Source organism: Teichococcus rhizosphaerae (assembly GCF_002631185.1).
GTDB classification, from domain to species: Bacteria; Pseudomonadota; Alphaproteobacteria; order Acetobacterales; family Acetobacteraceae; genus Pseudoroseomonas; species Pseudoroseomonas rhizosphaerae.
The window spans coordinates 23,841-37,796 of record NZ_PDNU01000008.1; the positions used below are offsets into that span (position 1 = coordinate 23,841).

Sequence of the window (13,956 nt, forward strand, 5' to 3'; positions counted from 1 at the left end):
TCAGCCGCCCAGCTCCTCGCGCAGCATCTCCAGCTCCAGCCAGCGCTCCTCCGCCTCCGCCAGCCCCGCCTCGGCGCGGGCCAGCAGCTCGGTGGCCTTGTCGAAGCGGGCGCGGTCGCGCGCGTAGAGCCCGGCATCGGCCAGGATCTCGCGCAGCTTGGCGGCCTCGGCCTCCAGCTTGCGCATCCGCGCGGGCAGCGTTTCCAGCTCGTGCTGCTCCTTGAAGGAGAGCTTCTTCCTTCCGGCCGGCGGCGCGGCGGGGGCCGCCGCCGGCTTGGCCGCCGCGCCGGCGGGCTTGGCCAGGGCCTCGGCGCGGGCGCGCACGCCATGGCCGCGCTGCGCCACCATGTCCGAGTAGCCGCCGGCATAGTCCTGCCAGCGCCCCTCCCCTTCCCAGGCGATCACGTTGGTGGCGACGCGGTCGAGGAAGTCGCGGTCATGGCTGACGACGATGACCGTGCCGGAATACTCGGCGATCTGCTCCTGCAGCAGGTCGAGCGTTTCGAGGTCGAGGTCGTTGGTCGGCTCGTCCAGCACCAGCAGATTGGAGGGCGTGGCAAAGGCGCGGGCCAGCAGCAGCCGCCCCCGCTCGCCGCCCGACAGCGCCGAGACGGGCGTGCGCGCCTGCTCGGGCAGGAACAGGAAGTCCTTCATGTAGCCGATGACATGGCGCGGCTGGCCGTTCACCCACACTTGGTCGCCGCGCTTGCCGGTCAGCGTCTCGGCCACCGTGCTGGTGGGGTCGAGGGCGGCGCGGCGCTGGTCCAGCGTCACCATCTGCAGGTTGGTGCCGAGCTTCACCTCGCCCGAATCGGGGGCGAGCACGCCGGTCAGCATGGACAGCAGCGTGGTCTTCCCCGCCCCGTTCGGTCCGACGATGCCGACCCGGTCGCCACGGATGATGCGGGTCGAGAAGTCGCGCACCACCACCCGCTCGCCGAAGCCCTTGCTGATGGCGTCGGCCGCCACCACCAGCGTGCCGGAGGCCTCGCCCTCGGCCACCGCCATCCTCACCCCGCCCTGCGCCGCGCGGCGCTCCCGCCGCTGCTGGCGCAGCGCCGCCAGCTCCTCCACCCGGCGCACGTTGCGCTTGCGGCGCGCGGTGACGCCGTAGCGCATCCAGTCCTCCTCGCGGACGATCTGGCGGTCCAGCTTGTGGGCCTCGCGCTCCTCCTGCTCCAGCACCTCGTCGCGCCATTCCTCGAAATGCGCGAAGCCGCGGCCGAGGCGGCGCGTGGTGCCGCGGTCGAGCCAGACCATCTCGCGCGTCATCGTCTCCAGGAAGCGGCGGTCATGGCTGATCAGCACCAGCGCCGAGCGCATGCCGCCGATCTCCTGCTCCAGCCACTCGATGGCCGGCAGGTCCAGGTGGTTGGTCGGCTCGTCCAGCAGCAGGATGTCGGGGGACGGCGCGAGCGCCCGGGCCAGCGCCGCGCGGCGCGCCTCGCCGCCCGAGAGGTTGGCGGGCTTCTCCTCGCCAGTGAGGCCCAGCTGCTCCAGCAGGTAGTGGGCACGGTAGGGGTCGTCGCCCGCCGTCAGCCCCGCCTCGACATAGGCCAGCACGTTGGGAAAGGCGCCGAGGTCCGGCTCCTGCTCCAGGTAGCGCAGCGTGGCGCCGGGCTGGACGAAGCGGCTGCCGCCATCCGGCTGGGCCAGCCCGGCCGCGATCTTCAGCAGGGTGGACTTGCCCGAGCCGTTGCGGCCGATCAGCGCCAGGCGCTCGCCGGGCGAGACGGACAGCGTGGCGCCCGACAGCAGCGGGGTGGTGCCGAAGCCGAGGCGGATGTCCTGGAGGAGCAGAAGCGGAGGAGCGGCCATGGCCGGCTGCGTGGAGCGGGCGGGGCCGCGCGTCAAGCACCCTCCGCGCTCCGGCCGCCTTTGCGGGCCGCCATCGCAATTTTGAGCGGCTTCTCCCCGCCTGAACCTCAACCGGGGCGCGACGGGGGCTTCGGGACGCGGTAGAAACGAGGCCCGCTTGTTTTTCCCCGGAGGAAGTGACCTTGGATCAGGTCGAATGCGTGGTCGTCGGCGCGGGCGTGGTGGGGCTGGCCGTGGCGCGCGCCCTGGCCCTGGCCGGCCGCGAGGTGCTGGTTCTCGAGGCGGCCGAGGGCATCGGCACCGAGACGTCCTCGCGCAACAGCGAGGTCATCCACGCCGGCATCTACTACCCCAGGGGCAGCCTGATGGCGCGGCTCTGCGTCGAGGGGAAGCACCGGCTCTACGAATACTGCGCCGAGCGCGGCGTGCCGCACCGCAACTGCGGCAAGCTGATCGTGGCCACCAACGAGGAGGAGACGGGCAAGCTCGCCTCCATCCGCGAGCGCGCCGCCGCCAATGGCGTGCCGGACCTGCGGCTGGTCAGCCGGGAGGAGGCGCTGGAGATGGAGCCGGCGCTGTCCTGCACCGCGGCCCTCGTCTCCCCCTCCACCGGCATCATCGACAGCCACGCCTACATGCTGGCGCTGCAGGGCGATGCCGAGAATGCGGGGGCCATGTTCGTGTTCCACAGCCCGGTGCTGGGGGGGCGGCTGCTGCCGGAGGGCGGCGCCGAGATCCGCGTCGGCGGCGCCGAGCCCATGGAGCTGCGCTGCCGGATGCTGGTGAACGCCGCCGGGCTCCATGCGCCGAGGCTGGCCGCCGCGCTGGAGGGGATGCCCGCCGGGCATGTGCCCACCGCCTACTACGCCAAGGGCAACTACTTCACCCTCGCCGGCCGCTCGCCCTTCTCGCGGCTGATCTACCCCGTGCCGGTGCCGGGCGGCCTCGGCACGCACCTGACCATCGACCTCGGCGGCCAGTGCCGGTTCGGTCCGGATGTGGAATGGGTCGAGAAGGTGGAATACGAGGTGGACCCCCGCCGCGGCGACAGCTTCTACGCCGCCATCCGCCGCTACTGGCCCGGCCTCCCGGAAGGCGCGCTGCAGCCGGGCTATTCCGGCATCCGCCCCAAGATCGTGCCGCCCGGCCAGGCGGCGCAGGACTTCGTGGTGCAGGGGCCGGAGGTGCACGGCCAGCCGGGGCTGGTGAACCTGTTCGGCATCGAGAGCCCGGGGCTGACCGCCTCTCTGGCCATCGGCGCCATGGTGGGCGAGATGCTGGTGCTGGAGCCGGCCTGAGCCTCCCTCAGCCGGGCAGCACCCCGGGGGCGGCGGCCACCGCCGCCTCCACCAGCGCCCGCACCTTGCCGGAAAGCAGCCGCGCATCCGGGAACAGCGCGTGCACCGGCACCGGCGCGCTCGCCAGCTGCGGCAGAACGCGCACCAGCCGCCCCCGCGCCAGATCCTCCGCCACCTGCCAGACAGGGGTCAGGATCACCCCCTGACCGGCCAGCGCCGCCCTGTGCAGCGCGTCCGCGTTGTCGGACCGGAAGCGGCTGCGGACCGGCACGCGGTGCTCGGCGCCATTCCCGTCCAGCAGGCGCCAGTGGTGCGGATGGGCGAGCCGGGTGAAGACCAGCGCCTCCGCCTCCGCCAGCGCGGCGGGCGTGTCGATCGGGCCGTGCCGCTCGCGATAGGCGGGGGCGCAGCAGAGGATGCGGCGGAAGGCGCCGAGCCGCCGCGCGACCAGGCTGGAATCGGCCAGCGCGCCGCTGCGGATGGCGAGGTCGAACCCCTCCTCCACCAGGTCCACCAGCCGGTCGTTCAGGGAAAGCTCGACCCGCACCTGCGGGTGCGCCGCGGTGAAGCCGGCGAGCAGCGGCACCACGAAGCGCTGGCCGAGATTGACCGGCGCCGTCACCCGCAGCGTGCCGGAGACCACGGCGGCGTCATCGCCCAGCGCCGCCTCGGCCGCCTCCATCTCGGCCAGGATGCGGCGGCAATGCTGGTGCCAGGCCCGCCCCTTCTCGGTGAGCCGCACCCCCTGCCCGTGCCGCTCCAGCAGCCGCGTGCCGAGCCTCGCCTCCAGCGACGCCACCTTGCGCGACAGGCTGGAGACCGGCAGGCCCAGCCGCCGCCCGGCGGCGGAGAAGCTGCCGCACTCGGCCACGGTGACGAACAGGGCCATCGCCTCGAAGCGGTCCATGCCTTTTCTGCCCTTGCGGAGTTTGGGAAGCGGCTTCCCATCCCCGGTCAATGCCTCATCATCCCGCGAGGTCCTAGCCTGGACCTTTCAAGAAGAACCCCGGACGACACGGCACCCCCATGCTTTCCGAGAGCCTGCGCCACGACGCCCTTGCCAGCCGCCTGATGAGCGCCGAGGAGGCGGCGAGCCTGATCCGCCCCGGCTCGGTGGTGGGCCTCAGCGGCTTCACCCGCGCGGGCGATGCCAAGGCGGTGCCCGCCGCCCTCGCCCGCCGCGCCGATGCGGCGGGGCTTGGCCTGACCCTCGCCACCGGCGCCTCGCTCGGCCACGGCACGGATGGCGCGCTGGCCGAGGCCGGCGCGCTGGCCCGCCGCTACCCCTTCCAGGTCGATCCCCGCCTGCGCCGCGCCATCAATGCCGGCGAGGTGCTGTATCTCGACCACCACCTGTCGGAGACGGCCGACCTGCTGCGCGCGGGCCACCTGCCGCGCCCGGACGTGGTGGTGATCGAGGCGGTCGCGGTGCATGGGCAGGGCATCGTGCCGACCACCTCCGTCGGCAACTCGGCCGCCTTCCTGGAGCACGGCCCACAGGTCATCGTCGAGCTGAACGCGGCGCAGCCGGCGGCGCTGGAGGGGGTGCACGACATCGCCACCCCCGCCGCCTGGGGCAAGCGCCTGCCGCTCGGCATCCTGGAGCCGGCGGACCGGGTGGGCCTTCCCTACCTCCCGCTGGACCCGCGCAACATCCTGGGCGTCGTCCGCACCGAGGCGGAGGACAGCCCGGCCAAGGCGGAGCCAGTGGACGCGACCAAGGCCGCCATCGCCGGCCACCTGCTGGAATTCCTGGCGCGGGAGGTGCGGCAGGGCCGGCTGACCAGTTCCCTCGCTCCCCTCCAGGCGGGCATCGGCAGCGTGGCCAATGCGGTGCTGGGCGGCTTCGCCAACGGCCCCTTCAGCCGGATCACCATGTACAGCGAGGTGCTGCAGGACAGCACCTTCGACCTGATCGACGCCGGGCGCCTGGTCTTCGCCTCCGGCTCCTCCATCACCCTCGGCCAGCGGCAGGACGCGCTGCGCGACTTCGCCCGCTACAGGGACCGGCTGGTGCTGCGCCCGCAGGAGATCACCAATTCGCCGGAGGTGCTGCGGCGGCTCGGCGTCATCGCGCTCAACACGGCGCTGGAGGTGGACATCTACGGCAATGTCAACTCCACCCATGTGAACGGCTCGGACATGCTGAACGGCATTGGCGGCTCGGGCGACTTCGCGCGCAACGCCAGGCTGTCGGTGTTCGTCACGCCTTCCGTGGCGAAGGGCGGCGCGCTCTCGCGCATCGTGCCGATGGCCAGCCATGTGGACCATGGCGCGCAGGACGTGGACGTGGTGGTGACGGAGCAGGGCCTGGCCGACCTGCGCGGCCTCGCCCCGCGCGAGCGCGCGGAGCGCATCATCGGCCAGTGCATGCATCCGGACTTCCGGCCGCTGGGGCGGGACTATTTCCGCGCCGCCTGCAGGCGCGGCGGGCATGCGCCGCACCTCCTGGAGGAGGCGCTCTCCTGGCACCTGCGGGCGCAGCAGACGGGCAGCATGCTGCCCGCGGCGCGGCGGCGGGCGGGCTGAGCCGCCACGCCGCCAGGGCGGCTCACCGCCCCGAATAGTCCCCCGTGCCGAACCAGCGGGAGCGGACGGTGTTGTAGTAGGCCTCCATGTCGTACTGGGCGACGGGGAGGGCGAGGTCGCGGGCGGTGAGGCGGCCCACCGAGCCGGCGAGGTTGTAGCTGGCGGTGACCACGTCGGAGAGCGCCTGCACCAGGGTGACGCGGGCGTTGAGCAGCTCCTGCTCGGCGTTCAGCACGTCGAGCGTGGTGCGGCTGCCCACCACCGCCTCGCGCTGCACGCCGTCGAGCGCGATCTCGGCGGCGCGGATCTGCGCCCGCACGCTCTCCACCTGGGCGCGGGCCGATTGCAGCCCCTCCCAGGCCTGCGTCGCCTGCTGCATCGCCTGGCGGCGCTGGTCGTCCACCACCTGCCGCAGCCGCACCGCATCCTGCCGCGCCTGCCGCACCGCCGCGTGCTCGGCCCCGCCCTGGTAGAGCGGCACCGACAGGTTGGCGGTGATCTGCTGGCCGGTGCCGCGCGTGCCCGGCTGCTGCTGGTTGTCCGAGCGGAAGGCCTGCGCCTGCACGCTCACCGTCGGCAGCAGCGCCGACATCTGCACGTCCACCGCGTCCCGCGCCGCCGCCTCGTCGAACAGCGCCGCCACCACGGCCGGGTTGTTGCGCATCGCAACCTCCCGCGCCTCGGCCTCCGCCCGCACCGGCACGCCAAGCGGCTGCGGCGCCACCAGCCGCTCGGGCGAGAGGCCCACCACGCGGCGGAAGGTCGCCCGGCTGGTCTGCAGCGTGCCCTCGGCATTGGCCCGCGCCGAGCGCGCGCCGGCCAGCCGGCTCTCCGCCTGCGCCACGTCGGTGCGGGTGATCTCGCCCACCCGGAAGCGCTCATTGGTCGCGTCCAGCTGCCGCTGCAGCACCTGCACGTTGTTGACGTTCAGCCGCAGCGTCTCCTGGTCGCGGATCACCGCCACATAGGCCGAGACCACATCCGCCAGCACCTGCTGCTCCGCCGCCAGCAGCCGCGCCCGCTGCGCCAGCACCTGGTTCTCCGCCCGCCGGGTCTGCGACACCGTCCGCCCGCCATTGTAGAGCGGCTGCGTCACGGTGGCCTGCACCCCCGCCGTCTGCCGGTTCACGTCGTTGTAGATGCCCCGCGTGGTGCCGAACGCATCCGTCACGCGCTGCCGCACCTGCCCGTCCACATAGCCGGCATTGCCCGCCACCACCACGCTCGGCCGCCACCCCGCCAGCGCCTGCGGCACGTTCTCGTCCACCACCCGCAGCTGCGCCCGCTGCGTCTGCAGCACCGGGTTGTTCGCATAGGCCTGGCTCAGCGCCTCCTGCAGCGTCTGCGCCACAGCCACCCCAGAACCCAGCAGCGGCAGCAACACCACCACACCAGCCACAACCGGACGCAGCACCGGAGAAAACACTTTCATGGGCGGACAACCTTCATCGGGAATCGGCAGGGCATCGGGGTCACGGAGCGCGTTCAGGGCGCACGGGGCGGCGTCTCCGCCTGCAATCCGTCCGCCCAGATATTGCCCGGCTCCGGGCGGAGCGGCGCAAGGCCGCCCGTCTCGCCCCGCACCGCGCTCAGCGTGCTGCCGGCTGGCACGCCGGGCACCGCCTCGCCAGATGCCCCGCCCCCTGATGCCCCACAGGCCGCGACCAGGCAGGGCAGGCCCGCCAGAAGGCCGATTCGCAGGAAGCTCCGCATCATTTCTCTCCTCCGGAAACGGGCCGGGCGGCGACGCAGTCCAGGAAGGACCGTATGGCGTCGCTCACTTCTCCCGAAAGGGTGAAGTCCGCCTCGCCACGCAACCATTCATGCAGCAAGCCGCTGATCAGCGCATAAAGAAACAGGGCCGCGCGCTCGGGCGGCCAGGCTGGCGAAAGGTCGCCGCGCTCGGCCACTTCCTGGAAGCGCCGGCGCAGCGTCTCGCGGATCTCGGTATCGGCCTGGCGGCGGCGCTGCAGGGCGGGCGCCATCTCGGCCACATACTCGCAACGCTGCAGCATGATCGTCAGCAGGCGCCGCCGGCGCGGGTTCTCCTCGAAATCCTTCATGGCGGCGGTGATGGCGCAGGCCATCGACTGGAGCGATCCATCCTCCTCGATGCAGAGGCGGTCCTTCACCTCGTCCTGCAACAGGACGAGGCGCTCGTCGAGTGCCAGGAACAGGCCCAGCTTGTCACGGAAATGCCAATGCACCGCCCCCCTGGTGCAGCCCGCCACGCGGGCCACCTCGTCGAGGGAGGCACGGGCGACGCCACGATCCAGGAAGACCTGCTCGGCCGCGTCGAGGAGAGCCTCGCGCGTCTCGTCGGCTTCCTGTTTTGTGCGTCGCGCCATTTCCAACCTTGTAGCTGTGTTACTGTCCTTTATATACATACTTGAAGGTATCTTTACAAGCCGCAGGCCATGCCGCGGAACACTTCCCTGGAGGATCCATGCAGCTCCTGCATCGTCGCGGGATAGCCGCTCTTGGCCTGCTTCTGCTGGCCGGCCCCGCCCTGGCCCAGATGCCCGGCGGCCCCCCGCCGGCCGTCGGGGTCGCGCCGGTGGCCAAGCGCGCCATCACCGAGACCAACGAGTTCATCGGCCGTGTCGAGGCCACCGACCGGGTGGAGCTGATGGCGCGCGTCACGGCCTTCCTGGAGAAGCGCGAGTTCAACGAGGGCGCGGAGGTGAAGCAGGGCGACCTGCTGTTCCGCCTGGAGCGCGGCCCCTTCGAGGCGCAGCTCCAGGTCGCCCGTGCCGGCGTGGCCGAGGCCGAGGCCCAGCTCCAGAACGCCAATGTGACGCTGAACCGCGCCCAGGCCCTGCTCAACACCGTGGCCGGCCAGCGCTCCACCGTCGACACCGCCCTGGCGGCGCAGCGCAGCGCCCAGGCGCAGGTGCTGTCCGCCCAGGCGCAGGAGCGGCAGGCGCAGATCAACCTCGACTACACCGAGATCCGCGCCCCCATCTCGGGCCGCATCGGCCGCGCGGCGGTGACGCCGGGCAATGTGGTGGCCCTCTCCTCCGGCCCCCTGGCGGTGATTGTCAGCCAGGACCCGATGTATGTCTCCTTCACCGTGCCGATGCGCACCATGCTGCAACTGCGCGACCGCTATGCGAGCCGGGGCGGGCTGAACGCCGTGACGGTGAAGCTGCGCCTGCCGGATGGCCGCATGTACGGCCAGGCCGGCAAGCTCGATTTCATCGACGTCAGCGTCGGCCAGGACACCGACAGCATCGCCGTACGCGGCCGCATGCCCAACCCGCCCATCGCCGGCAACCCGGGCGCCGGGCGCGAGCTGACCGCCAACCAGTTCGTCACCGTGGTGCTGGAGGCGGTGGAGCCGGTGCAGCTCCTGACCGTGCCGCGCGTGGCGGTGAGCACCGACCAGCAGGGCGACTTCGTCTATGTGATCGGCCAGGGCAACAAGGCCGAGCGCCGTGCCGTGCGCCTCGGCTCGCAGTCCACCCCCACCCTCGCGGTCATCTCGGAGGGGTTGAAGGAAGGCGAGCAGGTGGTGGCGGAAGGCCTGCAGCGCGTGCGGCCGAACGCGGAGGTGAACCCCGCGCCAGTCCAGCAGCCGGGCCAGCAGCCGGGCGGCGCCTCGGCGCAGCGCCAGGGGGGCTGATCGCGTGTTCTCTGCAATCTTCGTCGAGCGCCCGCGCCTCGCCATCGTCATCGCCATCGTGATGACGATCGCGGGCGCGCTGTCGCTCGCGCGCATTCCCGTCTCGCAGTTCCCCGACATCGTGCCGCCGCAGGTGCAGGTGACCGCCACCTACCCCGGCGCCTCGGCCGAGGTGGTGGAGCAGGCCGTCGCCCAGCCGCTCGAGGCGCAGGTCGTCGGCGTCGAGAACTCGATCTACATGCGCTCCAACAGCGGCAGCGACGGCAGCTACACGCTGAACGTCAGCTTCACGTTGGGCAGCAACGCCGACATCAACACCGTCAACGTGAACAACCGCGTGCAGGCGGCGATGTCGCTGATGCCGACGGAGGTGCAGCAGCAGGGCATCCAGGTCCGCAAGCAGTCCTCCTCCATCCTGCAGGTGCTGTTCCTCTACGCCGACGAGGCGGGGCAGTACGACCCGCTGTTCCTGACGAACTACGCCACGCTGAACATCCTGGACGAGATCTCGCGCACCCCGGGCGTGGGCTCGGCCACGCTGTTCTCGCGCCAGAACTACGCCATGCGCATCTGGTTCGACACGGAGCGCCTGGTCAGCCTGAACCTTTCGCCCTCGGACATCATCAACGTCATCCGCACCCAGAACGTGCAGGCGCCGGCGGGCCGCATCGGCGCCCAGCCGGTGCCGAGCGACCAGGCGCTGCAGATGAACGTCCGCACCCAGGGCCGCCTGTCCACGCCCGAGCAGTTCGGCGACATCGTCATCCGCGCCAACCCCGACGGCTCGCTGCTGCGGGTGCGGGACGTGGCGCGGGTCGAGATGGGGCCGCAGAACCAGGACGTCAGCACCCGCCTGAACGGCCAGGACGGCGTCGGCATCGGCATCTACCTCGCCCCCGGCGCCAACGCGGTGAACGCCGCCGCCGCCGTGGGCGCGACGCTCGACCGCGTGCGCACCCGCATGCCGGAGAGCATGAGCGTCCGTCCCGTCTTCGACACCACCATCTTCGTCTCCGACACCATCCACGAGGTCATCAAGACGCTCGTGGAAGCCTTCGTGCTGGTGGGCGTGGTGGTGTTCCTGTTCCTCGGCAGCCTGCGCGCCACCATCATCCCCATCATCGCGGTGCCGGTCAGCCTGATCACCACCTTCGCGGTGCTGCTGGTGATGGGCTACTCGGCCAACACCGTCTCGCTGCTGGCCATGGTCCTGGCCATCGGCATCGTCGTCGACGACGCCATCGTGGTGGTCGAGAACGTCGAGCGGGTGATGGAGGAGGAGCCGGAGCTCTCGCCGGCCGAGGCCACCAAGAAGGCGATGGCGCAGATCACCGCGCCGATCATCGCCATCACCCTGGTGCTGCTCTCTGTCTTCGTGCCGATCGGCTTCATCCCCGGCCTCTCGGGCGTGCTGTTCCGGCAGTTCGCGGTGACCATCTCGGTCGCCATGGTGATCTCGGCGATCAACGCGCTGACCCTCTCCCCCGCCCTCTGCGCCGTGCTTATGCGCCATGGCGGCGAGCGGCGCGGCATCATGGGCTGGATCAGCCGGCGCATCGACAATGTGCGCGACGGCTATGCCGGGCTGGTGCGGCGGCTGCTGCGGCTGGCCATTGTCAGCGTCGTGCTGGTCGGCGCCTTCGGCTTCGGCGCCTTCACCATCGCCGGCAAGGTGCCGCAGGGCTTCCTCCCCTCCGAGGACCAGGGCGCCTTCATCATCGCCTTCCAGCTGCCGGACGGCGCGGCGCAGCCGCGCACCAGCGCCGTGGTGGCGGAGCTGGAGAACCGGCTGAAGGACCTGCCGCAGGTGCGCGACGCCATCGCCATCGTCGGCTTCTCGCTGCTCGACGGCGGCGCCTCCTCCTCCGCCGCCACCATGTTCGTGCAGCTCAAGGAGTTCTCCGAGCGCACCGGGCCGGGCGACAACGTGCAGGCGCTGATCGGCCGGATCTTCATGGAGAGCCAGCAGATCCGCGGCGCGCAGATCATCCCGATCAACCTGCCGCCGATCATCGGCCTCTCGACCGGCGGCGGCTTCGAGTACCAGCTGGAAAGCCTGGAGGGCGCCGAGCCGGTGCAGATCGGCCAGGTGATGGGCGGGCTGCTGGCCGCGGCCAACCAGGACCCGCGGCTGACCCAGGTGTTCTCCACCTTCTCCGCCCGCGCCCCCTCGCTCTACCTCGACATCGACCGCGAGAAGGCGCAGGCGCTGGGCCTCACCATGACGGACGTGTTCGCGGCGCTGCAATCCACGCTGGGCAGCAGCTTCGTGAACAACTTCAACCTCTACGGCCGCACCTGGCAGGTTCTGGTGCAGGGCGAGGCAGAGGACCGGCGCAGCGAGGAGGATCTGTGGAAGATCCAGATCCGCAACTCGCGCGGCGTCATGGTGCCGCTGCGCGCCATCGCCACCGTGCGCACGGTGGTCGGGCCGCAGACCATCACGCGCTACAACAACTACCGCTCCATCACCATCCAGGGCAGCCCGGCCCCGGGCGTTTCCTCGGGCGCCGCGCTGCAGGCGATGGAGGAGATCTCCCGCAACACCCTGCCCGCCGGCTACACCTTCGAGTGGACCGGCACCGCCTTCCAGGAACGGCAGGCCCAGGGCCAGACGGTCTACATCCTGGCGCTGGCGGTGCTCTTCGCCTTCCTCTTCCTGGTGGCGCTGTATGAGAGCTGGGTGATCCCGATCCCGGTCCTGCTTTCCGTCACGGTGGGCATCATGGCCGGCGTCTGGGCGATCTCGCTCGCCGGGCTGTCGATGGACCTCTACGCGCAGATCGGCCTCGTCGTGCTGATCGCGCTGGCGGCCAAGAACGGCATCCTGATCATCGAGTTCGCCAAGGAGCAGCGGGAGGCGGGGCACACGATCCTGGAGGCGGCCGAGCTCGGCGCACGCCTGCGCTTCCGCGCCGTGATGATGACCTCCATCGCCTTCATCCTCGGCCTGGTGCCGCTGGTCTGGGCGAGCGGCGCCTCGATGCTGGCGCGGCGGGCCGTCTCCACCCCCGTCTTCGCCGGCATGATCGCGGCCTCCACCATCGGCATCTTCCTGATCCCGATGCTCTACGTCGTGTTCCAGAAGATGCGCGAGGCGACGCATCGCCGCTTCGGCCGCGGCCGCCATGCCGAGGCCGGCGCTGGCGGACACGGCTCCGCCGCGCACTGAGGCGGGGCACCGGGGACGGGGCACTGAGGGCGGGCTGGCGGGGCAACTCATCCCCATCCCGCCGGTTCACCCCGCACAGCAGGACAGAAGAGGGGGCGCCATCCTGCGTGGCGCCCCCTCGCCGTATGGAGACGCGCGCATGCCCGGCCCCGATGCCTCCCCCCGCCCGCTCTCGGTCGATCCCGCGCCGGCGCGGGCGGTGCCGGCCCGCATCGTCATCGTGGGCGGCGGCGCGGGGGGCGTCCATCTGGCCACCCGGCTGGGCCGTGCCCTCGGCCGCCGCCGCCGCGCCGAGATCCTGCTGATCGACCGCGATTCGGCGCATATCTGGAAGCCGCTGCTGCACGAGGTGGCCGCCGGCACGCTGGACACGGGGCAGGAGCAGCTGGGCTTCGTCGTCCATGCCAGCCGGCACGGCTTCCGCTACCTGCCCGGCGAGATGGTGGGGCTGGACCGCGCAACGCGGCAGGTGAGGCTCGGCCCGCTGCGCGACCGCGCCGGCACCGAGGTGCTGCCGCCGCGCAGCGTGGAATACGACCTGCTGGTGCTGGCCGTGGGCAGCCGCGCCAATGATTTCGGCATCCCCGGCGTGCGCGAGCACTGCCACTTCATCGACAGCCGCGACCAGGCGGAGGACTTCAACACCGCGCTTCGCACCGAGGTGATCCGCTGCCTCGCCGCGGCGGATGGCGCGTCGCTCGACATCGCCATCGTCGGCGCGGGCGCCACGGGGGTGGAGCTGACGGCCGAGATCAACACCGCGCTCGACCTCGCGGCCGCCTATGGCTTCCCCGGCCTGCGGGACCGGCTGCGCCTGACCCTGGTGGAGACGGCGCCGCGCATCCTGGGCGCCCTGCCCGAGCGCGTGGCGGAAGCCTCCCGCCAGGAGCTGGAGCGGCAGAAGGTCACGGTGCTGACCGGCGCCCAGGTTGTCTCGGTGGATGCCGAGGGGCTGGCCCTGAAGGACGGGCGGCGCATCCCCGCCCGGCTGACGGTCTGGGCGGCGGGCGTCGCCGCGCCCGCCTTCCTGCACGGGCTGGACGGGCTGGAAAGCCAGCGCAACGGCCAGCTCGTGGTGCGCCCCACCCTGCAGACCTCACGCGACGATGCCGTCTTCGCCATGGGGGACTGCGCCTTCCTCGTCCCCGCCGGGCAGGAGCGGCCGCTCGGCGCGACCGCGCAGGTGGCGCAGCAGCAGGCCCGGCACCTGGCGCGTGCCATACCCGCCCTGCTGGACGGCCGGCCGCTGCCGGAATTCGCCTACCGGCACCGGGGCGCGCTGGTGGCGATCGGCCATTACAACGCCTTTGGCAGCCTCGGCCGGCGCGGGCTGCTGGGGGGCGGCACCTTCATCCAAGGGCGGGTCGCGCAGCTCAGCTACGCCTCGCTCTACCGGCAGCACCAGCTTGCGCTGCACGGCTTCTGGCGCTCCCTCCTGTTCTGGGCCTCCGACCTGCTGCGCCGCGCCAGCACCCCCGGCGTGCGGCTGGAATGAGGCCGCGCCCGGCCCCGGC

9 protein-coding genes are annotated in these 13,956 nt (G+C 71.9%); 5 read left to right on the forward strand and 4 right to left on the reverse strand.

The features are described 5' to 3' along the window. The gene (locus tag CR162_RS06835) at positions 1 to 1,818 is read right to left on the reverse strand and encodes an ABC-F family ATP-binding cassette domain-containing protein (RefSeq protein ID WP_099094953.1); all 1,818 of its coding nucleotides are present in this window, start codon (positions 1,816 to 1,818) and stop codon (positions 1 to 3) included. Positions 1,819 to 2,000: 182 nt separating this feature from the next. On the opposite strand from CR162_RS06835, the gene CR162_RS06840 reads away from it, so the two are divergent. Next, the gene (locus tag CR162_RS06840) at positions 2,001 to 3,116 is read left to right on the forward strand and encodes an NAD(P)/FAD-dependent oxidoreductase (protein ID WP_099094798.1); all 1,116 of its coding nucleotides are present in this window, start codon (positions 2,001 to 2,003) and stop codon (positions 3,114 to 3,116) included. A gap of 7 nt (positions 3,117 to 3,123) precedes the next feature. Here the strand turns inward: CR162_RS06840 and CR162_RS06845 are convergent, their stop codons facing one another. After that, positions 3,124 to 4,023 carry a LysR family transcriptional regulator gene (locus CR162_RS06845; RefSeq protein ID WP_099094799.1) on the reverse strand — a complete coding sequence of 300 codons (900 nt, stop codon included), beginning with the start codon at positions 4,021 to 4,023 and terminating at the stop codon, positions 3,124 to 3,126. A gap of 119 nt (positions 4,024 to 4,142) precedes the next feature. Between CR162_RS06845 and CR162_RS06850 the strand changes: the two genes are divergently transcribed. Next, positions 4,143 to 5,645 (forward strand): acetyl-CoA hydrolase/transferase C-terminal domain-containing protein, encoded by a 1,503-nt coding sequence (locus CR162_RS06850; RefSeq protein ID WP_099094800.1) that lies wholly within the window; start codon positions 4,143 to 4,145, stop codon positions 5,643 to 5,645. Between the two features lie 22 nt (positions 5,646 to 5,667). Here the strand turns inward: CR162_RS06850 and CR162_RS06855 are convergent, their stop codons facing one another. Both CR162_RS06855 and CR162_RS06865 read right to left on the reverse strand, forming a co-directional pair. Next, positions 5,668 to 7,059, reverse strand: coding sequence for a TolC family outer membrane protein (locus CR162_RS06855; RefSeq protein WP_245870177.1), 1,392 nt, complete (start codon positions 7,057 to 7,059; stop codon positions 5,668 to 5,670). 298 nt (positions 7,060 to 7,357) lie between these two features. Next, positions 7,358 to 7,993, reverse strand: a complete 636-nt coding sequence (locus CR162_RS06865) for a TetR family transcriptional regulator (protein ID WP_099094803.1) — start codon at positions 7,991 to 7,993, stop codon at positions 7,358 to 7,360. Positions 7,994 to 8,091: 98 nt separating this feature from the next. Here CR162_RS06865 and CR162_RS06870 point away from each other — a divergent pair, with 98 nt between their 5' ends. From CR162_RS06870 to CR162_RS06880, 3 genes are all read left to right on the forward strand, one after another. Then, a complete protein-coding gene (locus tag CR162_RS06870) occupies positions 8,092 to 9,270 on the forward strand; it encodes an efflux RND transporter periplasmic adaptor subunit (RefSeq protein WP_099094804.1) in 1,179 nt (392 codons plus the stop codon). 4 nt (positions 9,271 to 9,274) lie between these two features. Further along, positions 9,275 to 12,442, forward strand: coding sequence for an efflux RND transporter permease subunit (locus CR162_RS06875; protein WP_099094805.1), 3,168 nt, complete (start codon positions 9,275 to 9,277; stop codon positions 12,440 to 12,442). Positions 12,443 to 12,581: 139 nt separating this feature from the next. Further along, a complete protein-coding gene (locus CR162_RS06880) occupies positions 12,582 to 13,937 on the forward strand; it encodes an NAD(P)/FAD-dependent oxidoreductase (protein WP_099094806.1) in 1,356 nt (451 codons plus the stop codon). Positions 13,938 to 13,956: the final 19 nt, after the last annotated feature.